Raw genomic sequence first — 23041 nt, forward strand, 5'->3', positions numbered from 1 at the left:
CCTTGCTGCGCTGGTTTCGGCCGAGTGACCAAGGGCTCAGTATCTGCCGGCTCCGGCGTGCCGGTCACGGTTGCGACAATCGATCACCGATAAGACCAGCGACTCCAGGGCGTAGTCGGCGCCGCCCGAAGCGCCTTTGACGGCCGCATCAGCCGTTGCCGCATGCTGAACGGCCCGGGCGACACCCGGGTTCGACCAGCCGCGGGACTGGCGTGCGAGGTCCTTGAGCTTCCACGGTGGCACGCCGACCCTCCGGGCAAGGTCGACATCGCGCAGTCGCTCGTCACGAGCACCCAGATATTTGCCCAGGTTTCGCAGGGCGGACGCGACCGCGCTGGTCAGCAGCACCGGAGCCACCCCGGTCTCAAGCGCCCAGCGCAGGCTGCTGAGTGCCGCCTCACGGTTGCCGTCCAGGCAGTGATCGGCGATGGCGAAACCGCTTACCTCGGCCCGTCCGGCAAAATAGCGGCGCACGTCGTCGGTGGTGATCACCGGCTGTTCGCTGTCGGCCAGCAACTGGGTGACGGCAGCCGCGACGCTACGCAGATCGCTGCCGACGGCACCCACCAGCGCCTCGGCCGACTGCCGATCAATGCGAGCGCCGCGCTTGCGCGCCTCGGCCACCACGAACTGCGGCAGTTCCCAAACCTTGACCGCGGGAGCCTCGACCGATTCGACGCCCGCCTTGCGTAGTCGATCGACCAGCGCCCTGCCTTTGGCTCCCCCCTCGTGCACCAGCAGCAACACCAGGTCGTCGCCGGGCTGCTGGGCCAGCGCCACCACCTCGTCGGCAAGTTCGGCGGGCAACTCCGCCAACTGCTCGATCACGGCCACCGTGGCAGCGCTGAACAGTGACCCCGCGGTGGCCTCTGCCAACGAGCCGCGATCGAGCTGAGCCGCCCGCAGCCGGTTCACCGCGGCGTCCGGACGCTGTTCCAGAGCACTGCCGATCAGGCCCTGCACGGCACGCTCGGCCAGCAGGCTCTCGGGGCCCTGCACGAGGGTGGCGGTTCCAAACGGCGCGGTCACAGGGTCAGCATGCCAGGCTGCGCCGACAACCCGGCGGTCGCCGTGTCATCCGATGAACAGCGGCACCAGATGGCTTCACTGCCCACCGCCGGGCTACCCGCTACCGCTGCGTGGTGACCTGGATGCCCTGCTCGGTCTTGCCGATGCCGATGGATCCCTGCTGATCGGTGCGCAGCACCCGCATGCCCAACTGCTCCACGGCCCGCCGGGTGCGCGCTGCGGGGTGTCCGTAGTCGTTGTCGGCCCCAACGCTGAACACCGCGATCGCGGCGTGAGTCGCGGCCAGAAACTCGGGCAGTTGATGGCCCGAGCCGTGGTGCGGTACCAGCAGTACGTCCGCCGACAGGTCCGGGCCGGCAGCCAGCGCGTTGCGCTGACCGTCCTCTTGGACGTCTCCGGCCAACAACAACCGCACCCCCGAAACGGTCAGCCGCATCACCAGTGAGCCGTCGTTCTCGGCGGCAGACTCGCCCTCTTCAGAACTCGTCGTACCCCCGGTGGTTCGCACCGCCAGCACCTCAAGCCGCAACGCACCGACCTGCAACACCGTGCCAGGGGTCACTTGCGTCAGCCCCACCTCTGCCGCCGCCAACTCGACCAACCGACGTCCCGCAGCCGGACTCGTGGCGCCCGAGACCACCACTCGCTCGGTGCGATGGCCCTGCACCGCCACCTGAACACCGGTGACATGGTCGGCGTGAAAATGGGTCAGTACCGCCAACGGCACCCGCTGCACCCCCAACTGACGCAGACACGTCGCCAGTTTCGCCGGATCAGGCCCAGCATCGACGATCGCCACCGCATCGGAGGCGACTCGAACCACCGTCGCATCACCCTGACCGACGTCGCAGAACACCACCACCCAGTCGCGGGGCGGCCACCCAGGCGGAGCCGGCGGGCGCAGCAAGGCCAACACCACCAGCAGTGCAGCCGCCGCGGCCAGCCACGGGTTGCGCAACATCTGTGGCATCACCAGCACCAGCCCGACGCATCCAGCCAGCACGATCGACAACGCCGCGGGACCTGCCGGCCAACTGAATGCCGCCCCCGGCAACAACTCCCCCAACCGTGCGATCCAACACAAGCCCTGGGCGCACCAACCAGCCCCGGTGGCGAAGCCCATGGCAACCCAGGGCAACGGAATCGCCGTTGCGGCGGCCAGAAAGCCGAGCACCGTCGCTGGCCCGACCAACGGCCCCGCAACCAGGTTCGCCACCAACCCGGCAACACTCACCTGCCCCGAGATCGCCGTGACCAGCGGCTGCGTGGCCAACTGCGCCGCCAACGGCGTGCAGATGCCCTCGGCCAACACCCGCGGCATCCGAGAAGCCAACACATCGGTCCACGCTCTCGACCAGGCCACGATGCCTGCGCTGGCCAGCACCGACAAGGCGAAGCCGAGCGAGCGGGCCATCAACGGCTCGACGAACCCGATCACCACCACAGCTACGCACAACGCCCGCACTGCCTGGCCGCCCCGGCCGCCGGCACCCAAGGCGACCAGCCCCACCAGCCCCATGCCCGCGGCCCGCACCACGCTCGGCTCCGCATGGCACAGCACCACGAAACCGATCACACCCAGCCCGAGCAGGCCGCGCAGCCACCAGCCCTGCACCCCGCACGCCCGGGCCAAAGTGCTCAGAAACGCCAAGAGCAACGTCAGATTCGCGCCGCTGACTGCGGTCAGGTGGGTCAGGCCGTTCACTCTGAACCGTTCGACCAGGTCGGACGGCATGGCCGAGGTGTCGCCCACAACGAGTGCGGGCACCAACGCCCGCGGCTCGGTCTCCAGGTGCGCGACGCTTCGGCGAAGCCCTGCCCGCACCTGTTCGACGGCCGAGTCGATCGGCCCCGGCGCGGTCACCAGAACCGGGGGTTCGCGCGCTCGCAATTCAATCGCCGATTGCTCGCCGGGTTCGGCCGCTGACAGCCGAACCGCCGCCCGCACCGTGGTGCCGGGCACAACCGCCGCCCAACTCGCCATCGACTCCCCGCTCGCGCTGATTTGCACCACCGCACCGCTGAGGTAGCGCTGCCCGCGCGCATCGACGCTGACCAGCCTCGCCGCGCTGAGCCACCATGGCGGCTTGACTCCTTTGCGTTCCCCGGTGCGCGGCGTGCCCACCACGACCAGCTCGACGGTGCCGACCGCCTGGTCGGCCGCCAAACCCGTGAGCGGGTCGTGGTGCTGCTGCCACCAGCGAGCCCACCCGGTGGCCATGCAGCCGGCCAGCACCAGCGCGACCGCGGCCATCGGCCACGAGCGACGCCGGACGGCCACCAGGGCCAGAACAGCGACAACGCCGCTGCCCACGCTGAGCCAGGCGACCTGCCCCGCCGTGGCCACCCACATGCCGGCCCACGCCGCCAGGGCCGCGGGCACCAAGCGCAGGTCGGGTGCGCGCTTGTCGGACTGGGCGGAGTCTTTAGGCAAGTCGGTGCCCACCGGTCCGGCAGCGCCCGGCCGCGCACCCCTGCCCGAGAGCCGATCGGGGGCCTCCTGCCCGGCGTTGGACGATCGCCCCGAGCCGGCCGCCCATTCAGACCCGGACATGCGGCGCTATCTCGGCGTAGCTTTTCGGGCCGATGCCGTCGACCTCTTGCAGTTCGGCCACCGCACGAAACCGTCCATGCTGTTCTCGCCAGGACAGAATCTTCTGGGCGGTCACCGGGCCGACACCGGGAAGGGTGTCGAGTTGTTCGGACGTTGCCGTGTTCAAGTCGATGGTGGCGTCGGACGCCGAGGTGGAGCCTGGAGCAGTGGCGGCGTTCACCTGGCTGCCCTTGCGGCCGATCACCAACTGGGCGCCGTCACTGACCCGAGCGGCCAGGTTGAGTTGCCCCGGAACCGCGCGATCGGTGAAGCCACCCGCCGCAGTGATCGCGTCTTGTACCCGGGCGTCCTCGGGCAGGCTGACCACCCCGGGACGGCGCACCTCGCCGAGCACGTGCACCAGCAGGGTGGCTGACGCGCTCGGCGCGGGGGCAGCAACGCTGACCTGCACAGAGGGCTCCGTGGCGGCCATCGCCACCGGTGTGGTCTTGGCCTGCAGCAGCGAGTACCCACCCCACAGGCACCCGGTCAGCACGACAATGCCGACCACGACCAGATGCTCGCGCACGAACTGGCGGGCCCGCAGCCCCAGCCCCGGCGGCAGAGCAGACACCCGACCTTTCCCCTTGGCAACACGCGCCGCTGTACCCGTCCCGAGCAGTTCGTGCCGAGGCACGGCCCGATCATTGCCCGCGTCGCCCGCTGAACTTGGGGAAACCGTGCTGTCGGTGCCGTATCGACCCGTGCGTCCGGCGCTGATCGGCTCATCCTGGGGCAACCAGCCTGCCCAGCCGTCATCGCCGCCCAGGCCATCAGCCAGATCTTCGCCGACAGCCCGATCAGGCTCTGCCCCGTCGTGGCTCGGCACATTCGAGCGCTCGAACTCCACCACCGGCTCGGTCGCCCGCCGAGGTGGGATCTCGGCCAACAATGATTGCAGCCGGCGGCGGACGATCTGCGAAAGTTCGTCGTCGGCGGCCAGACGTGCTCGACGTTCCATACCTTCACCTTGGACACCTCGGGACGCTGATCGTCCAAACTCGTTGTGAGCTGTTGAACAGCCGCCGTTTGACCCCTCGACGCGCCCCCTGACATACCCGGGACTCGGCGCACCTCCGGGGCTGCCAGCCAGCCATTTCGGCAGCTCGGCAAACCGGAGTCTGATGCCAGATTGCCTTGTCACACGGCACACCTCACGTGTCTGTGCGGCTTTGAAGGACAGCCTTTCCTTGCTTGTGCGCTGCCCGGGATCGGTTCACAGTGGGCACATGAACCCGGCCACCACCGAACGGTCCGACGCCGCATTGGTGTCGCGGCTCAACTGGTTGCGGGCGGGCGTGCTGGGCGCCAACGACGGCATCGTCTCGACCGCCGGCCTGGTGTTCGGCGTCGCCGGCGCGACCAGTGACGCAGTTGCGTTGTTCATCGCCGGCGTAGCGGGCATGGTCGCCGGATCCCTGTCGATGGCCGGCGGTGAGTACGTGTCAGTCAGCACCCAGCGCGACACCGAGAGCGCTGCGGGCATCGCAGCGGACGCTCAGACCAGCCCGTTGCAGGCCGCCGGAGCCTCAATGCTGTCCTTCGTGCTCGGGGCCCTGATACCCCTGCTCGCGATCGTGTTCACACCGGTGCCGCTGCGATTGCCGGTGACTCTCGCAGCTGTACTGCTCGCCCTAGCGGTGACCGGCTTGACCAGTGCCCAGTTGAGTGGCACCCGAGCCACCAGGCCGGTGCTACGCAACCTGACCGTGGGCGCCTTCGCCATGGGCATCACGTATGTGGCTGGCTGGCTCATCGGGGCCCGCCTGCAGTGACCCCGGCTGGACGGCATCGAGCAGTTCGGCCCGCAGATCGTTCCAGAAGCTGGGCGGCACCATCGCATGGTTGAGCCGATCGAGCAGGCGCTGCAGTGGCAGTGACTCACCGAGCCGCTCGAGTTCTTCGAGGCAGATCGATTGCATTGCGCCGTCGCCGCTTACCCACGCCGACCAGCCCAGCAGCGCGAGTGGTTGCCCCTGCAAGCCGTGCGGGCAGGCCCGGACCACCTGCGACCACAGGGCGACACAGGCCTCGGAACTGTCGCTGGTGATGGCTAGCAGGGCTCGGTCGCGCGCCTGCGGATCGGTACTCAGTAGCGCCAGCCACACCAGATCGTCGGGAGCCTGGTTGGCCGGTGCGGCCAGGCCCGCCGCCACCGCGGCGTCCATCTCGGCAGGCAGCGCCGCCGAATCGAGCACCGCTACCCGTTGCAGAGCCCTGGCCAGCGAGCACTCGGCCCCCAACGATGGCACCGAGTCGTCGCAGATGCTGCGCCGCACTGCCGCCCGGTTGGGCCGGGCCTGCAGCCCGTGTACGGTCGCCGCCGCGGCACTCGGGGCGGTGGCCGGATCATAGCCGTAGCGCGGCCCATCGGCACTGCCCACCCGATAGCGACCCCGAGACACGCAGAGCGGTTCACCGGCCAGCGCATCGCCCAGATGCAGCCTCCCCCGCCGCAACATTCGCCAGCCCTGCCGCTCGGAGGCGCTGTAGCCGACCAACCACACCCGTGCGGCGGGCCAGCGCAACATCATGCGGTCGAGGAGAACTTCGAGATGGCCTTCCGGTTCGAGATCGACCAGATCGGCCCGCGCAGTCAGTTCAACCTGCCCGTCGACGACCACCAACACCACCAATGACTCCTCGGGGTGGAAGCCGAGCAGGTGCGGGATCACTCCCAGAAGGTCGTGCAGGTCACGGACCCGCGCCACGGGTGAGGTGCAGTTGTTCGTCATGCCCTCATCTACCGCCCCTGGCTGCGCTCAGTGTTCGAAATTCGCTGCCGTGCATCTCGATGTTGTGGACGTGCCTGGCCCTGTACGCCACGTAACGGAGCCGGCGTGGTCGATCGGGTGTTCGCGGGGTTGCCCGGCTCGGTGACCGTCGGCCCCACCGGCTGCCGCGTCGGTTCACCGATCGCCCAGCGGCGTTGAATGACGGTGGACAATCCCCAGACAGGTAGCCTGGCTGTTGATGACGAACCAACCTGGCAGCGGATGGCCCCAAGGCCCGCCCCCGCAGGGGCCGGGCCCGACGCCGCCCGCCTGGGGTGCGCAACAGTTGCCGCCCGGAGTGCCGTACCCCGGCCAAGGCCCGCAGTACCCAAACCAGTCCCAGCAGCCCCGCCCGAGTGCCATGGTGCCGTCCGGCTTCGATCCGAGGCGGGCGCTCGGCGAGGCACCGCCCGCCTCGGTGTCGATCAACCAGTTCGCCCCGCCACCCAACCGCACCCCGCTGCTGGTCACGATCGTCGCCATGGTCACGCTGGTGCTGGTGATCGGGGGCGGCATCTACCTGCGTTCCCAACCAGCAGCCCAGCCCAGCCCGTCGCCTTCGGCCTCCCCGACCGCATCGACCGGCCCCGGCCATCCGTTCGACACCCCGACCGGTCAGCAGCGCGGCCGGTGGGAGATTCTCGACCAGACCTGGACCGACGAGGGCCTGCAGTTGCAGTTGCGCATCTATTCGGACAACGGCCCGATATCGTTCAGCTTTGTGGCGTTCGCCAATGCGTCCACGCAGGTGATCGCACCGACGTCCAGCCCCAGGTCACCCGATATTCGCACCGGAACGGCAACCCCGTCGAAGCCGATCACCGGTTATGTGTTCTTTCCGATGCCGCACGAAGACGGCACGATCATTCTGGCCACCGGCGCCGGCCTTCAGATGTCGGCCCTGCCCGTGAAGGCCTGAGCTGAGGGAATCGCTGATTCTTCGCCGGTCGAGCTTGTCGAGACCTCGGTCATCACGCTGGCAAGGGGTTTCAAGCTCAGCCAGCGGTAGGCGCGTTGATCCGCGCGGCCCGGAGCGTCACAACGTTCTCACCGGGTCAGGCTGCACCGCCGGCACATCGACCGGACGCGCGGCGTCTGGGTGATGCTTCGACAACAACACCACACCCCACACCGCCAGCACCCCCGCCAGAGCCATGCCGACGCCGGCAAGCGGGCTAATCAGCGCGCCCTCGCCCAGCACGACCAGGCCGAAGCTGACCGCCACGATCGGATCGGTGGTGGTCATCGAGCCCACGGTAATCTCAGCCGGTCCGTTAGCCAGGGCCTGCTGCACCATGAAGCCGCCGATGCCGTAGGAGAGCACCAGAAAGGGCGCGGCGATCCAGAACACCGGACGATCGTGAAAGCCCTCGTGCTTCATCACCTCGGAGGTGGCTTTCACCATCCCCGCGGACAGGCCGTAGAAAAACGAGCCGCCCGAGGCCCACATCAGGCAGCGCAGGTGCACCGGGCCCTTCCAGCCCAGCAGGCCCAGAGCGGTGCCGAGCACCACGATCACCCCCACCCCGATGGCGATCGCCAGTGGGTCGAGCACCGTATGCCGGGCGGCGGCGGTGGCCGAGAGCCCGGTGAACAGCACAATGCCCGCTACGGTCATCGCCACCGCACCCCACATGGGACGAGTCACCGTGTGCCGGTGAATGCGTGCTGCCATCAGAACCGCCCAGGGCACGGCCAGGATGCCGACCGGCTGCACCACGGTGACCGGTGCGATCATCAGCGCGAAGATGTGCGCCGAGGCACCGATGACGATCGTGAACAGCCCCAGCAGCCATAGCGGCGTGCGAATCAGCCGCCACAGTTGACGCAGGTTCATGGCCCGGTTGTCGGCGTGCTTGTCGACCAGCCGGCTGACGGCCAGATGCTGCAAGGTCGATCCGCCCGCGTAGGCGACGGAAGAACCCACAACGATGGCGATCGCCAGCGGAATGTTCTGGTCGAGCAGAATTCCAGGTGCGATGAGCGGCTGCATCGGCGTCCAATCTCGTGGGGCGTCGGCCACAGACTATCGGCAGCACGACGGGGAGGTTCCTGATGCTGGGTTGTCGAGTCACCATCGTTCCAGTGCGTGCATGAATGCCGCCGACGAGCGAAGGCGTTGCGAGCCACGTCGAGTGAGGAGTCGGTGCTCACCTGCGAACTGGGGGACGGCCAGCCGCCTTCGGCTGCCTGCGGACCTTCTCAGCCTCGGTCCACCGACTTGCGGCTACCCCGCGACGCCAGCCGGGCGCTTTGGCTGCACCAGGCACGCTCGCCGTACGACCCGGTACGCCTTCGCGCACCCGGCTCGCCACTGCACCCCTCTGACGCCACTCACTACGCCGCCCACCGGTGGGAAGCACTGATCAATGCGCCTACCGCTGGTTGAGCCTGTCGAAACCCCTCGCCCCAGCGTGATGACCAAGGTCTCGACACGCTCGACCAGCGAAAGCTCAGTGTTTCCTTAGCGGGGAAGACTCAGCGCTCGGTGAATGAAGTGGGTGACCACGGCAGCAACGGTTCCGGCGCCCAAGCAGGCGAAGAAGCCAAACCCGGCGTACTGCGTTCCGGCAACCAGGAACAGCAGCAGCAGGCATAGGCCCGCAGCCAACCCCAGGAGCCCCACCAGCATGTCGACGCCTGTCACGCTCTCACGACGCACAGCGGACTCGGGAGCCGGAGCGGAGGGCCCTTCAGCAGTCGGCAGGTCGGCCAGAAGCTCCCGGAGGTCTCTCTCGGTGCGCGCCGCCAGCGCCGCCTCAACCCGCTCGTCGAACTCGTCACCGCTCAGCCGGCCGGCCGTGAAATGACCGGAGAGAACCTGGCACGCCCCGTCACGCTCGGCGTCACCGATGCGTAGGCTCGGACGCCCACCACGTGGGGTCGGCGGGCTGGCTGGGTTCGGCTGCAGGCTCATAGGGTCAGTATTCACAGCCGGCACTTAGCCAGTCACCGGCCGCGGCATTGCTGACGACCCGAGTCGTCCGCCCCCGCGCCGTCAAAGACCAGGGGGGCACCCTGCGGTCGGCCCGCGGTGGTAGCGACCCGGGTAGGGTCGTCCCCATGCCTTGGTTGTTCGGGTCACTGCACGCCCGCCGCGTTGCCGTGCTCGCACCTTCGCTGGTGGTGGTTGCCGCACTGCTGACCGTTGCCGGTTGCGTCGCTGAGGATCCCGACCCGGAGCCGTCCACGATCGGCAGCCAGGCACAGCTATGCAGCGACCGCGTGGACGCCGGCCAGGCTGCCGCAGTGATCGCTCAACCGCTCACCGCCTTGCACGAACTCAACACCTTCACCAACACCCACCGCGCCGGCGAGTGCGCGCTGGTCGGCGTGGACGGCGGCGCGATGTTGTCGGTGGTCGTGGTTCACGACCCCAAAGGAACCGCGCTCTCCTCCGAACTCGAGGAACTGAGCCAGCAGGAGAACTACTCCGGAACCGACCGGTCCGGGGTCACTGGCGAAGGCACCATCACCACTGCGCTGGTCGCGATCGATGACACCTACTACGTGCGGGTGATGGGGCTCGGCGGCAGCTCCACAGAGCAGCGGACGGCCGCACTCACCCTCGCCGAGAGCGTCGCCTCGCGAACCGAGCCGATCAAGTAGCCGGGTTTGGCCCTGAGAGACACGTCGATCTTGGCCGGCCGAGCGTGTCGAACCCCGAGGCAAGCGCTCCCTTTCGCTGGCCGAGCGTGTCGAGACCTCGACTATGCCGATCCGGTAAGGGGTTTCGACAAGCTCAACCAGCGGTGGGCGCATTGATCAGCACTTCCCTGGTGAGTGCACGCCGTTTGAGGTCTCGACACGCTCGACCAGCGAATGATCAGCGTTCCCCTAGAATCCCAGCGAACTGAGCGTCTTGCGCAGTGCCTCGGCGGAACTCTTGAGCTTGGCCAGCTCAGAGTCGTCCAGGGCGACGTCCAGCACGCGTTCGATGCCATTGCGCGACACCATGGTCGGCACCGACAGCGCGACGTCATGCAGGCCGTGCCAGCCGTTCAGCACGCTGGAGAGCGGGAACACCGACCGATGCGGGCTCATCAGTGCCTCAGTGAGCCGGGCGCCGGTCAGGCCGATCGCGTAGTTGGTCGCACCCTTGCCCTCGATCACCTTGTAAGCGGCGTGCATGGCTTCGTCGCCGAGTTGCTCGAGCAGGGTTTCGTCGAACATCCGCCGGCCGGTGGAGTCGGCCCACTCGCGAATGGGAATGCTGGTGATCTTGGCGCTCGACCAGACCGGAAACTCGGTGTCGCCGTGCTCCCCCAGAATGTTGGCGTGCACGTGAGCGGTCGAGATGCGCGCCACCTCGGCAATGGCGAACCGCAGCCGCGAGGTGTCGAGCATCGTGCCGGTAGAGAACACTCGGGTGCTGGGTAGGCCGCTGACCTTCTGCGCGACCACCGTCAGCACGTCACAAGGGTTGGTGACCAGCACGTACAGCGCGTTGGGCGCCTGCTCGAGCAGTTGGGGCATCAGCGACTTGAGAATGTTGGTGTTGACGCCGGCCAACTCGAGCCGGGTCTGACCTGGCCTTTGTGCGGCACCGGCGGTGATGATCACGACGTCTGAGTCTTTGACCACCTCAATGTTGCCGCCCCCCTCGACGCCCGACGAGGGGGTGAACTGAGTGCCGTGATTGAGGTCGCGAACCTCTGCGTCGGCCTTCTTCTCGTTGATGTCGTAGAGCGCGATCTTCTGCGCCGACCCGCGGATCAGAGCCGCGTAGGCCAGGGACGAGCCGACTGCGCCGGCACCGATGACGGAGAGCTTGGTCGGGGTGTTGGTCAGGGTATTCGCCATGCATCAAAGCTAGCGCTCGCTGAACGACCCCGCAGGGTTCGCGAAAGATTCGTGGTGACGAACCTGTGCGCGCCTCAGGGTTCGGACGTACCCGCCACCCCGGGTGCATCGCCCCGCGGTAAGCGCCCTTTGTCAAACGGCTGGGGAAGTACTGATCAATACGCCCACCGCTGGTTGAACTACGTCGAAACCCCTCGTGAGAGCACTCCGCCTGAGGTCTCGACACGCTCGACCAACGAAAAATCAGCGGTTCCCGCACTCGACCGCCTCGAGGGCAGAGGTGCACCGATCCCCGGCCAACTCGTCCGGGATCCTCTACTTCCCCACCCGATCAGACCCCCGCTAGACCAAAGCCTCCTTCCTCGTCACAGCCTTGAGCTGGCTCACCGTCAACCCCACACCCGATCGCGCCCAAGCGGAGATCACGATCCGCGGCAACGACATGCGCAGCCGAAGACTCACCGCTGCGGCAACACCCCCACCCAGGCGGAGGAGCTAGCGGAGTCAACTCCAGCTCTGGTGTGGGAACGGTACGCGCGCTACCATCTCGGTTCACCATACGGAACGTTGTTCTCTAGAATGAATGGAGCCGGTGCAATGTCGCCCGTCCGCGGTGGAACCGATGTCACTCCCCCTGGGGCCGCGCCCGCGGTCAGCCGGGGTGTCGCCGTGCTGGATGCCCTCGCAGCCAGCGAGAACGGCACCATGACCCTGTCGGACCTGAGCCGCGCGCTGGGGGTGCCCAAATCGTCGACGAGCGCGATCTGCACCGCACTGGAGTTGGGCGGCATGATCCGCCGCGACGATCTGGGCTACTCGTTGGGACGCAAGCTGGTCGAACTCGGCGGCGCCTACCTGGCGCGCCTCGATCAGGTGAGCGAGTTTCACCTGGCCTGTCTGGAATCGCCGGTCTTTCGTGACCAGACCCTGCGACTGTCCACCTCCGCCGGAATCGACACCCTGTGCCTGGCCCGCTACGAGGGTCACCCCGCGATCAGGCTGACCACCAACATCGGCGACCGATTGCCGGCGTCGTCCTGCGCCCAGGGCAAGGCGCTGCTGGCTCGGCTCGACGATTCCGAAATCGAGCGGCTCTACTACGGCATCGACCAACTACCGCGGCTGACCGGTCTGTCGCGCCGTACCGTGCCAGGCCTACTCAAGGACATTCGCCTGGCCCGGGCCCGAGGCTACGCCGTCGACGAGGAGGAGTCCGCCGACAGCGTGATGGGCCTGGCCGTCGTGGTGCCGACCCGCGGGGTACGGGCGCCGATTCTGGCGATCAGCGTGACCAAGCTCAAGTCGGACTGGAACGACACCGAACGCGATCGGCTGGTTGCCGAGCTACAGCGAGTCGCGCGGCTGTTGGGAAACCCGATGGCAACCGGCTAAGGAAACACTGATCTTTCGCTGGTCGAGCTTGTCGAAACCTTGGTCATCACGCCGTGGCTAGGGGTTTCGACGAGCTCGACCGGCGGCGGGCGCGTTAGTCAATACTCCCGAGCATCTGCGCTCGAACGTGTCGCGTTGACCGACCGGCTACGACGCTCCGGCAGCTTCGGCAAGCTACCCAACAGCGGACGCGCCATCAGGCACCTCTGCGCCCCCGATCATCACCGCATTGTCGGCGCGCTGGCCGGTCAAGGCACCCACCGCGGGTGCGGACCTGGTTGGGCGCAGTGCAACCAACGACCTTGTTCATTCTATTGCCTTGCGTTCTCTCTATGGTGCATGCTTGCTCCAGACGCCTCGAGAACAAAGGAGCTCTCAATGTCAGACCGTCGCACGGTACCCGCCGACACCCACGATGTGGTCGACCCCGTACAACTGCGTCGCGCCACCCTCGCCTCATCGGTGGGTTCGGCCCTGGAATACTACGATTTCTACATCTACGGTCTGGCCAGCGCCCTGATCTTCGGCGAGCTCTTCTTCAAGCCGCTCGGTGAGGCCGGTGCGTTGATCGCCTCGTTCGGAACGTACGCCGTTGGCTTTGCCGCGCGTCCGATCGGCGGACTGGTGTTCGGCCATCTCGGCGACAAGCTGGGTCGCAAGCTGATCTTGATCATCACGATCGCGCTGATGGGAGGCTCGTCGATGCTCATCGGCATGCTGCCCACCTACGACATGGTCGGCATGTGGGGCGCCATCCTGCTGGTTCTGCTGCGCGTCGCGCAGGGTCTGGGTGCCGGTGCAGAACAGGCCGGGGCCACCGTGCTGATCTCGGAGTTCGCGCCCCCGAAGCGGCGAGGCTTCTTCGCCGCTCTGCCCTTCGTAGGCATTCAAATCGGCACGCTGCTCGGCGCGGGCACCTTCGCACTGCTGGGCCTGGCCAACCGTGAGGTTTTGTTCGGCTGGCTGTGGCGGGTGCCCTTCCTGCTCGGTGCCGTGCTGATCATCGTGGCGGTCGTGATTCGCATGCGGCTCAAGGAGTCGCCTGCGTTCGAAGCTCTCGAAGAGGCAGAAGCGCACCACGAGGCACCGGTTCGACAAAGTGTCGGCCAGGCGATCAGCACCTCACGACGCAACATCCTGGTCGGCATCGGCCTGCGAATGGGTGAGAACGGCAACTCGTCGATCTACTCAGCACTGCTTCTTGCGTACGTGGCCAGCCTGCCCGCATACAAGGGCCAGCAACTGATCGGCACCTGGGGTGCCGTCGTCGCCGCCTTGGTGGCGATATTCACAGTCGTCGCCTTCGGCGCCCTGTCTGACCGGGTCGGACGCGTCACCGTCTACCGCTGGGGTGCCCTGTTCACCGCATTGTTCGCCTTTCCCGGGTTCTACCTACTCACCCTCGGGCAGGTCTGGCTGGTCCTGCTGGTCATGGGTGTCGGCGTCGGCATCGGCGTGCAGTCGATGCTTGGTCCCCAGTGCGCGCTGCTGCCTGAGCTGTTCGGCAACGCCCACCGTTTCACCGGTGTGGCAACGGCCCGCGAATTCTCGGCCGTCCTGGCCGGTGGTATCGCTCCACTTGTCGGCGCCGCACTGTTGGCAGCAACGGGCAACGGCTGGTGGGTCATCGCCAGCTATTCGGCGGTGCTGGCCCTCATCTCGTTCGGCACCACCTTCGTCGCCCCCGAGACCCGCGGTCGCAACCTGACCGATCTGAACGACGCCGGACAGGAGACCGTGCATGCCTGATGCCAACGACAAGGTGCGGGTGGCTATCGCCGCGCCCCTTGCTCCCGAGCTGTGCGACCGAATCGCCGCCGTCGACCCCCGGGTCGAGGTGGTGGTCGACCAGGAGCTGCTGCCCCCGATGCGGCACGCCGCTGACTTCGCCGGCGACCCCGCCTGGTCACGCACGGCCGACCAGCAGGCCCGCTACGACGCCCTGCTCGACACCGCCGAGGTGCTCTACGGCATTCCCGACCTGAAGCCGGCCGCCCTGGCCCGCACCGTGGCCGCGAACCCCGAGTTGCGCTGGGTGATGACGATGGCCGCCGGCGGTGGCAGCCAGGTGCTGGCAGCCGGGCTGCCAGCCGACGCCTTCGAGCGCATCGTGTTCACCACCTCGGCCGGCGCGCACGGCGTGCCGCTGGCCGAGTGGGCGCTGTTCGGCCTGTTCTGCGGCTGCAAGGAACTCCCCCGCCTGCAGCGCCAGCAGCGCGCCCACGACTGGCCGAGCCGCATCGTGGGCCGTCCGATCGAAGGCAGCACGGTACTGATCGCCGGCCTGGGCGGCATCGGGCAGCAGGTGGCCCGGCGGTGCAAGGCGCTCGGCATGACGGTGCTCGGCGTGAAGCGGCAGGTGAGCGAGGTCGCCAACGTCGACGAGGTGCACGCCCTGGCCGACCTCGCCGACATCATCGGACGGGCCGACCACATCGTGCTCACCCTGCCCGGCACCCCGCAGACCGAGAAGCTGATCGACGCCCGGATGCTCGGGCTGGCCAAGCCCGGCGTCACGGTGGTCAACGTCGGCCGCGGCACCGTGATCGACCAGGACGCGCTGATCGAGGCGCTGCGTTCAGGTCAGGTCGGTTTCGCGGCGTTGGACGTCTTCGAACGCGAACCGCTCGAACCCGACTCGCCGCTGTGGGATCTCGACAACGTGCTGATCAGCCCGCATTCGGGTGGCCTCGACAACGCCGAGGACGAACGCATCTGCGAGATCTTCTGCGACAACCTGCGGCTCTACCTGGCGGGGCGTGGGCTGAACAACGTGGTCGATCCGGGCCTGGGCTATTGAGATGGAGTTGTTCGTCAGCGCGAACGACGCCAAGCTGGTTCGGCAGGGCGGCGGCGACGTCTTTCCCGCTGACGCCGGCCCCGACACGCTGAGCCTGGTCGACATCGACGATGCCCACATGCTGGCCACCGTTGTAGTGCAGAACTCGATCGTCGGCCCGCCGCAGGCGGTCGCCCTGTCGCCCGACGGTGGGCTGGCCGTGGTCGCAGCGCCGTCCAGCTACGACCGTGATGCCGAGACGCTGCGGTTCGCCACGGTACTCCAGGTGGTCCACCTCGATGCCCAGCCAACCACCGTCGACAGGATCGAGATCGGCGCACACCCCCAATCGGTCGCCTTCACCCCCGACGGCACCCGACTGCTGGCCACCACCGTGACCGGTGAACTGCTGCTCTTCTCGGTCGCGGGCAGTGACGTGACGCTGCGGCAACGACTCAGGCTCAGCGACGGATCGTTGTCGGGCCTCGGCGTGCTTGCCGACGGCAGCGCGGCGATCGTTTCACTGCGCAACGAGCAGGGTGCCGCGGTGATCGACCTGACCGGGCCCGAGGCCGTCGCGTTGCCCGACCGGCTGACCACCGGGGTCAGCCCCTACGCGGTTGACACCGACGCGTCCGGACGGTGGGCGGTGATCGGCAGCGTCGGCTGGGCCGGCAAGGCGCACGAGGGTGGCCGCAGCGTGGCGGACGTCGATCTGGTCACCCTGGTCGACACCGCGAGCCGCCCGTTCCGCTCGGTCGATCATGCTGCGGTGGCGTCGATACCCGAGGGCGTCGCAATCTCACCGGACGGCGCCTGGGTGGTCGCCCTGTGCATGGCAGGCACCCAGTTGCCCCCGGACTCCCCCGGCAGTAGCCCGTCCGGGCGCCTGGTGCTGTTCGCCAACGACCGAGGCAGCCTGCGGCGAGTGGACGCATTGCCCACCGGTGCTGCCGCCCAGGGCGTGGTGTTCAGCCGTGACTCGCGCCGGATCGTCGCCCAGCTCTATGCCGACCGCTGCCTGGGCATCTATCAGATCGCTTCCGGCCGGCTCACCGACACCGGCGTGCGCATTCCGGTGCCCGGCGGTCCAGCCTCACTGCGCCGCGGGTTCTGAGCGACCCGGTCGAACCTGTTGAGCGCTCACCGGCAACCGGTTTCGACGGGCTCGACCAACGGCCACAAGAGCGCTGGGCGCTCCCCCGACCAGTGAACTGCGCCAGCAACGCCCGCGGAGCCCACGCGCACCGGACGGACGCCCCAAGAAGCCCGGGCCAAAACCGGCGTGTCGCTTCGGCAAAAGCTGGTGCACGGCCCCAGTGCTGGTGCTAGTGTCAAGCGTGAGCACACGCTCAATGAATGGGTTGTTACCCGACAGTGGCAGGGCCTGAGGTGCACGAGGGTGCAACTCGGGTCGTTTTTTCTGTCCTGCCACGTGTTTTTCCATATTGCTAGTAGATAGGAACCGACAATGGCGTCCACTACTGCCGAGCAGATCGTCGAAAAGGTAGGCGGTCCCGGCAATATTTCGAGTCTCACTCACTGCGCCACACGGCTTCGCTTCGAATTGAAGGATGCCGGACTGGTCGACCAGTCCGCCCTGGAGAAAATTCCGGGCGTCCTGGGTGCGGTGCCGCAGAGCGGCGACCGTTACCAGGTGGTCATCGGCGGCGCAGTCGCCTCCGTGTACGCAGACATCACCAACCTGCCGTCGGTGAAGGGCGCGAAGCCCGCCGCCAGCGACGCCGACATCAAGGCTGCCGAGCGGGCCAAGGCTCGCGGCAAGGTGGCCTGGCTCGACGCATTCTTCGAGTACCTCTCCAACTCGTTCCGCCCGCTGCTCGGCGTGCTGCTCGGCTCCTCGCTGATCATCGCGATCGCCGCGGTGTTGGACGCCCTGCACATCGTCCCGTTCCAGGGCGTGGACCGGCTGACGGCCGCGGGAGCCACCTGGGTGTTCTGGGATTCCATGTGGCGCTCGGTGCTGTACTTCCTGCCGATCATGGTCGCCTACAACGCCTCCAAGGCGCTGAAGGTCGATCCGTGGATCGGTGCCTCCATCATGGCCGCGCTGTTCACCCCCGAATTCCTGTCGCTGTCTGAGGCGGCTGACACCGTCTGCACCACGAACGCTACTTTGGGCACCGACCAGTGTGTGGCGCAGATCTTCGGCCTGCCCATGCAGCTCAACGGCTACGGCGGCCAGGTGTTCGTGCCGCTGATCATGGTCGCGGTGCTGGCCCAGCTCTACAAGCTGCTGCAGAAGATCTTTCCCGACAACCTGCAGATGGTCTTCGTGCCCTTCTTCTGCCTGTTGATCATGGTTCCGGTCACCGGCTTCATCATCGGCCCGATCAGCATGTGGCTGGGCACCGGGCTCGGTGCCGGGTTGGCCTGGCTGAACAACACGGTGCCGTTGCTGTTCGCGGTTCTGATCCCGATGATCTACCCGTTCCTGGTGCCGCTGGGCCTGCACTGGCCGCTCAACGCCCTGATGCTGGCCAACATCAGCAGCGCAGCCACCGGGCATCAGGACTTCATTCAGGGTCCGATGGGCACGTGGAACTTCGCCTGCTTCGGTGCCACCGCGGGCGTTCTCGTGGTCGCCAGCAGGGTCAAGGACAACGAGGTGCGGCAGACCGCCATCGGCGCCCTGGCAGCCGGCTTGTTGGGCGGCATCTCCGAACCGTCCCTCTACGGCATTCACCTGCGCTACAAGCGGATCTACCCGCGCATGCTGATCGGCTGTGCAGTGGGCGGTTTGACGATCGGCATTCTGGGCTGGCTGTTCGGCACCGTCAAGACCGGCGCTTTCGCGTTCACCTCGCTGCTCACCATCCCGGTCTTCAGCCCGATGTGGGTGTACGCCATCTCGATCGCGGCAGCCTTCGTCACCGCGATGCTGCTGGTCATCGCCAGCGACTACCGGACTGCTGAGCAGAAGGCCGAGTTCGAGCAGGCCCAGGCCGATCTGGCCCTGGCCGAGGCTCCGGCCGCCGCTGCCCCGGCTGCCGCTCCGGCTGCCGGTGGGGTCGCCACCCTGGTCGCCACCCGCACCGTCGGTGCTCCGGTGGCGGGCACGGTCGTTCCGCTGGCCGAGGTCAACGACAAGGTGTTCGCGTCGAAGGCCCTGGGCGACGGGGTCGGCATCGTGCCGTCCGACGGGCATGTGACGGCTCCCGTGGCCGGCACTCTGGTGACCGTCGCCGACACCGGCCACGCGTTCGGCATCAAGACCGACGACGGCGTCGAGGTGCTGGTGCACGTCGGCATCGACACGGTGCAGATGGAAGGCAAGGGCTTCCAGCTCGATGTCGCCAAAGACCAGCGCGTCGAGGCCGGTGACTTGCTGGCCAAGGTCGATCTGGAGGCGGTCAAGGAAGCCGGCTTCGACACCACCACCATCGTCGTGGTGATCAACACCCTGTCACTGAAGTCAGTGCAGCCGGTGGCGGCTGGGGACGTGTCGCTGGGCGACACCGTCATCGACGTCGAGGTCTAGCAACCACCGCTGGTTGAGCTTGTCGAAACCCCCTACCGCAATGGCGCACCCGAGGTCTCGACAAGCTCGACCAACGACAAATCAACAACCCACCGCCGGTTGAGCTCGTCGTGAGGTTGACCCCAAAATCCGGACAGGTGGTTGTTTGGTCAGGCGGCCTGGAGGGCCGGCTGGTCGGTCTGTCGGGCCAGGTGGTGTTCGTACTGTAGTGGGCTGAGGTAGCCGGTCTTGGAGTGGCGCCGGCGGGCGTTGTAGAACCCGTCGATCCAGGCATAGACGCCGCGGCGGGCCTCGACGATCGTGGCGAACACGTGCCGGTGGTAGTACTCGTTCTTCAGCGTCGACCAGAACGACTCGGCTGCTGCGTTGTCCCAGCACACCCCGGTGCGTCCCATCGAGCGCAGCAGGTCGAGCTGGCCGGCCACCTCGGCGATCTGCTGGCTGGTGTACTGACAGCCCCTATCGGCGTGGAAGATCACCTTCCCGGGCAGCTCACCGCGCAGAGCGACGGCCTGACGCAGCGCGTCCTCGACGAGATCGGCCCGCAGGTGGTCGGCGATGACACGGCCCAGGACCCGGCGGGTGTGGCCGTCACGGACCGCGCACAGGTAGGCCCAGCCCTCGCCAGTGGACAGGTAGGTGATATCGGAGAACCAGGCGACATCGCGGTGTCCCTTGTCGAAGTGGCGCTTGACCAGGTCCGGTGCCGGGTCGGGGTTCGGGCCGGGCACCGTGGTCGGCGGATGCCAGGTCCGGGGACTGATCCCGGCTATCTTGGCTTGCCGCATGAGCTTCGCGACCGTCTTGCGCGACACCGTCTCCCCAGCCTCCTGCAAGTCGGCGCGGATCCTCGGCGCCCCATACGTGTGATCGGAAGCCTTGTGGAACTCGACGATCTTGCCGGTCAGCTCGGCCCGCCGCTGCTCGGCGCGAGTCGGGCCGCCGCGACGACGCTTGCACCACTCGTAGTAGCGGCGCCGGTCAACCCCGATCAGCCGGCACATCCGGCTGATCGTGTAGTTCGCCTTCTCCGCGTCGATCACCTCGAAGCACTCCTGCCGGGAGTGTTCTTCGCCGCGAAGAAGGCTGCGGCTTTTCCCAGGAACTCGTTGTCCATCCGCAGTTCGGTGTTCTCGTGCCGCAGCCGTTCCAGCTCGGCCCGCTCCGACACGTCCAACGGCGCCTCCGGCGGCGCACCGATCCGGTCCCGCTCGGCCTGGACCCAACGGCCCAACAGCTGCGCACCCACGTTGATCTCGGCCGCGACCGCCGCGATCGTGCGGCCGGTGTCGATCACCAGATGCGCAGCCTCACGCCGATACTCCGGGGTGTAACTCTTCCGCTTCTTCGAAGTTCCCATCAAGGACATCCTCTCCGGCGGTCTCCGACAAGGGAACCCGCCAAGACGGTGTCCGGGTTACGGGGTCAACCTCAACCCGCCAAGACGGTGTCCGGGTTACGGGGTCAACCTCACTCGTCGAAACCCCCTACCGCAATGGCATACCCGAGGTCTCGACAAGCTCGACCAACGACAAATCAACAACCCACCGCCGGTTGAGCTCGTCGAAACCCCCTACCGCAATGGCATACCCGAGGCCTCGACAAGCTCGACCAACGGCAAATCAACCCACCAGCGAGATCAGAGCTTCCCTACAGGGAACAAGAATCCGGCGCGGCTCAGTGCGCTGAGCCGCCCCGGATTCTGCTTCTACAGATGCTGCAGGGGCCCTGCACCAGCATGGTGGTTCGTGTCAGCCGAGCACGGTCGCGGGTGCGCATGACCCTCGCCGGGCTCCGTCGCGTATCTACGTGCTGTGCCGCTCGGCCTCGCCGAGCCGCAGAACCGCAACCACCCGAACCAGCTTCTCCACCCCCGAACTCGTCCGGATTCATGGTGAGCAGCGTCAGCCCCTCAACGGCGGCGGGCGCCGCGATCATCAAGCCTGCATTCCTGCGCCTGGGCGTTCGCCTCGAGGGCAGCACTGCGGCACTCAATCCCGCCCGAACATGCGGGCAGCATCACGACCGGGTGCTCCAGGGCAACTGGTGCAGGAGCCGATCCACTCGACCGTCACTGACCACCCACCTACGACCCCAGTGCGTCGAACGCGGACTCGACCCGCTCGATCAGTTCGGCACGCTGCTCGGCCGAGGCGAACACCCCTGCCGCCGCGTTCAGGGTGAGCCGCCGCACGTCGGGCAGCGTGTAGTCGAAGGCGTTGGCGAGCAGCTCGAACTCGTGGGTAAGCGTGGTGCGGCTCATCAGCCGGTTGTCGCAGTTCACGGTGACCCGAAACCCCAGCCCGTCGAGCAGCCGCAGGGGGTGCTCCGCCAGCGATCCGACCGCGGCGGTCTGCACGTTCGACGACGGGCACATCTCGAGCACGACACCGCGGTCGAGAATCGTGCTGGCCAGCTCGCCGAGGCTGGCCGCCCCGTCGGCTGCGATCTCGATGTCGTCGATGATCCGGACGCCGTGACCCAAGCGGTGCGCGCCGCAGTCCAGCGCGTCGCGCATCGAGTCGGGGCCGGCGGCCTCGCCAGCATGAATGGTGAACGGCACCCCGGCCTCGCCGAGCAACTCGAAGGAGTCCCGGAACAGCGAGGGCGGAAAGCCGTTCTCGGCACCGGCCAGGTCGAATCCGGCCACGCCTGCGTGCCGATTCGCCAAGGTGAGTTGCGCCGTAGCCGTCGAGGGCGACGAGGTGCGCAGCGAGGTGAGCAACTGTCGCACCGTGATCTGGTGACCGGACGCCTCGGCGTCAGCCATGCCGTCGGCCAACCCCTGCCGCACCGCGTCGACCGCCGCCTGAACGGTGAGCCCCTCGCGGAGGTGCTGCTCGGGCGCCCAGCGCGTCTCGCCGTACACCACGCCGTCCGCAGCCAAATCGGCGACGTACTCCCGGGCGATGCGGTGCAGGCCCGCAGCGGTCTGCATCACCGCGAGGGTGTGCTCGAAGGTGGTCAGGTACCGCACCAGCGAGCCCGAACTGGCGGCCTCGTGAAACCAGTCGGCCAGCGCTTCGGCAGTCGACGCCGGCAGCGGGTGTCCTATCGCCGCGGACAGCTCCAGCACGGTCCCTGGGCGCACGCCACCGTCGAGATGGTCGTGCAGCGACACCTTGGGCGCGGTGCGCAGCAGTTCGGAATCGATGGTCATCGGGCTACCTCCTGACGGCTCGCCGTCCGCTGGTCACGCGGGTCGCGAGTGTGATGAGGCAGCAACCCTACCCATGGCCGCCGGCTCGGTCTCACCGCAGGTTACGAAACTCCGTGGTTCCGCGCCGCGCCGGAACATCCGTGGCGCGCTGCAGATCCTGCTCACCGGCCGCGACAACCGGCTGGCGGATTTCAGGCGGTCACAGCGCGCGCCGATCGTCGCGGTGTTCGTTCAGCAAGGCGATGACATCAGGCTGCCGCGGGCACTCGGCGGCGATACGCACCGTCGATGCGTACGACGGCTGCTTCAGCCTGGACGTTCAGCCAGCAATGTCACGGCTCGCCGTAGCGCTCCCGCGGATTGATCAGCGGGTAGCCGGGGGCCACCGGCACGGCGGTGCCCTCGTCGTAGATCTGTTGCCGGCGACGGCGTCCGCTGGCCTCGTCGTGCTGTTGCAGCAACTCGATGATGTTGCCGTCCGGGTCAGCGATGTAGACCTGCTCGACGAAGTCGTCGCGGACCCGGAACCCGCCCACCCGATCCATTCCACGGGCCTGGACGGCGGCCAGCAATGGGCGCCAGTCGTCCACCATGATCGCGATGTGATGGACCAGGCCGGTCTGGAGTTCGTCGGTCTCCCAGTTCGGGGAATTGCCCTGGAGGCGTCCGGGGGTCTTCTCCTTCACGACATGGATCTCGGCATCGCCTAGCCGGAAGTAGGCGCCGTGGAAGACAAAGTCGGTGGGCCGGTGGATCTCTTCGAAGCCCAGCACGTCGACGTAGAACTCTCGCGTCTTGTCCAGGTCTGAGACGACGAACGCAGCGTGATGCAGGTAGGCGTTGAAAGCCATCTGTTCCTCTCCTCGAACCGAGCTGCTCCTCGTTGAGCCAGCCTGCCCGCTCCGGTCGGTCCCCATCGTGTCCGAGCCGGACGACCCAGCGCCGATCACCGCCGAAGTCACGCCGAAGCTGTGCAGATTGCCCGATTTCGACGGGATTTCGGGCACTC

The 23041-nt window shown here is 67.5% G+C and carries 18 protein-coding genes; 8 read left to right on the forward strand and 10 right to left on the reverse strand.

Features of this window, described 5'->3' with window-relative positions:
• Positions 1 to 36: 36 nt before the first annotated feature.
• The 3 genes from holA to QM721_RS07240 all read right to left on the reverse strand — a co-directional run bounded on the left by holA (position 37) and on the right by QM721_RS07240 (position 4583).
• The gene (holA, locus tag QM721_RS07230) at positions 37 to 1029 is read right to left on the reverse strand and encodes a DNA polymerase III subunit delta (RefSeq protein ID WP_415120456.1); all 993 of its coding nucleotides are present in this window, start codon (positions 1027 to 1029) and stop codon (positions 37 to 39) included.
• A gap of 100 nt (positions 1030 to 1129) precedes the next feature.
• Positions 1130 to 3583, reverse strand: coding sequence for a ComEC/Rec2 family competence protein (locus tag QM721_RS07235; protein ID WP_415120458.1), 2454 nt, complete (start codon positions 3581 to 3583; stop codon positions 1130 to 1132).
• Positions 3570 to 4583, reverse strand: coding sequence for a helix-hairpin-helix domain-containing protein (locus QM721_RS07240; protein WP_415120460.1), 1014 nt, complete (start codon positions 4581 to 4583; stop codon positions 3570 to 3572). Before QM721_RS07240 ends, QM721_RS07235 begins: the two co-directional genes overlap by 14 nt.
• Before the next feature lie 268 nt (positions 4584 to 4851).
• Between QM721_RS07240 and QM721_RS07245 the strand changes: the two genes are divergently transcribed.
• Complete coding sequence (locus tag QM721_RS07245; RefSeq protein ID WP_415120462.1) at positions 4852 to 5397, forward strand: VIT1/CCC1 transporter family protein; 546 nt, start codon at positions 4852 to 4854, stop codon at positions 5395 to 5397.
• Here QM721_RS07245 and QM721_RS07250 read toward each other — a convergent pair.
• Positions 5317 to 6357, reverse strand: coding sequence for a DUF4192 domain-containing protein (locus QM721_RS07250; protein WP_415120464.1), 1041 nt, complete (start codon positions 6355 to 6357; stop codon positions 5317 to 5319). The two genes, QM721_RS07245 and QM721_RS07250, sit on opposite strands and share 81 nt — an antisense overlap.
• Positions 6358 to 6595: 238 nt before the next feature.
• Here QM721_RS07250 and QM721_RS07255 point away from each other — a divergent pair, with 238 nt between their 5' ends.
• Positions 6596 to 7315 (forward strand): hypothetical protein, encoded by a 720-nt coding sequence (locus QM721_RS07255; protein WP_415120466.1) that lies wholly within the window; start codon positions 6596 to 6598, stop codon positions 7313 to 7315.
• Between the two features lie 117 nt (positions 7316 to 7432).
• On the opposite strand, the gene QM721_RS07260 is transcribed toward QM721_RS07255, so the two are convergent.
• Both QM721_RS07260 and QM721_RS07265 read right to left on the reverse strand, forming a co-directional pair.
• A complete protein-coding gene (locus tag QM721_RS07260; RefSeq protein ID WP_415120468.1) occupies positions 7433 to 8389 on the reverse strand; it encodes a hypothetical protein in 957 nt (318 codons plus the stop codon).
• 471 nt (positions 8390 to 8860) lie between these two features.
• Positions 8861 to 9313, reverse strand: a complete 453-nt coding sequence (locus tag QM721_RS07265) for a DUF1707 SHOCT-like domain-containing protein (RefSeq protein ID WP_415120470.1) — start codon at positions 9311 to 9313, stop codon at positions 8861 to 8863.
• Positions 9314 to 9459: 146 nt separating this feature from the next.
• Here QM721_RS07265 and QM721_RS07270 point away from each other — a divergent pair, with 146 nt between their 5' ends.
• Entirely contained in the window at positions 9460 to 10005 is a 546-nt protein-coding gene (locus QM721_RS07270) for a hypothetical protein (protein WP_415120472.1), read from the forward strand.
• Between the two features lie 228 nt (positions 10006 to 10233).
• Here the strand turns inward: QM721_RS07270 and QM721_RS07275 are convergent, their stop codons facing one another.
• Entirely contained in the window at positions 10234 to 11199 is a 966-nt protein-coding gene (locus QM721_RS07275) for an L-lactate dehydrogenase (RefSeq protein WP_415120474.1), read from the reverse strand.
• Between the two features lie 597 nt (positions 11200 to 11796).
• Here QM721_RS07275 and QM721_RS07280 point away from each other — a divergent pair.
• From QM721_RS07280 to QM721_RS07300, 5 genes are all read left to right on the forward strand, one after another.
• On the forward strand, positions 11797 to 12591 hold the full coding sequence (locus QM721_RS07280) for an IclR family transcriptional regulator (RefSeq protein ID WP_415120476.1): 795 nt from the start codon (positions 11797 to 11799) through the stop codon (positions 12589 to 12591).
• Between the two features lie 378 nt (positions 12592 to 12969).
• A complete protein-coding gene (locus QM721_RS07285; RefSeq protein WP_415120478.1) occupies positions 12970 to 14340 on the forward strand; it encodes an MFS transporter in 1371 nt (456 codons plus the stop codon).
• Positions 14333 to 15391, forward strand: a complete 1059-nt coding sequence (locus QM721_RS07290) for a D-2-hydroxyacid dehydrogenase (protein ID WP_415120480.1) — start codon at positions 14333 to 14335, stop codon at positions 15389 to 15391. The genes QM721_RS07285 and QM721_RS07290 overlap by 8 nt, the downstream gene beginning before the upstream one ends.
• A gap of 1 nt (position 15392) precedes the next feature.
• Positions 15393 to 16487, forward strand: a complete 1095-nt coding sequence (locus QM721_RS07295) for a hypothetical protein (protein ID WP_415120482.1) — start codon at positions 15393 to 15395, stop codon at positions 16485 to 16487.
• Between the two features lie 354 nt (positions 16488 to 16841).
• Complete coding sequence (locus QM721_RS07300) at positions 16842 to 18872, forward strand: glucose PTS transporter subunit IIA (RefSeq protein WP_415120484.1); 2031 nt, start codon at positions 16842 to 16844, stop codon at positions 18870 to 18872.
• A 149-nt stretch (positions 18873 to 19021) separates the two neighbouring features.
• On the opposite strand, the gene QM721_RS07305 is transcribed toward QM721_RS07300, so the two are convergent.
• The 3 genes from QM721_RS07305 to QM721_RS07315 all read right to left on the reverse strand — a co-directional run bounded on the left by QM721_RS07305 (position 19022) and on the right by QM721_RS07315 (position 22883).
• Positions 19022 to 20235 (reverse strand): IS3 family transposase gene (locus tag QM721_RS07305; protein WP_415119878.1). Its coding sequence is split into 2 segments (ribosomal slippage): positions 19022 to 19960 and positions 19963 to 20235, totalling 1212 coding nucleotides; the frame shifts between segments, so codons are not numbered across the junction.
• 723 nt (positions 20236 to 20958) lie between these two features.
• A complete protein-coding gene (locus tag QM721_RS07310) occupies positions 20959 to 22032 on the reverse strand; it encodes an adenosine deaminase (RefSeq protein ID WP_415120486.1) in 1074 nt (357 codons plus the stop codon).
• Between the two features lie 332 nt (positions 22033 to 22364).
• Positions 22365 to 22883, reverse strand: a complete 519-nt coding sequence (locus QM721_RS07315) for a VOC family protein (protein ID WP_415120488.1) — start codon at positions 22881 to 22883, stop codon at positions 22365 to 22367.
• Between the last annotated feature and the right edge of the window lie 158 nt (positions 22884 to 23041).

The organism is Micropruina sp. (genome assembly GCF_047602085.1).
GTDB lineage: Bacteria > Actinomycetota > Actinomycetes > Propionibacteriales > Propionibacteriaceae > Micropruina.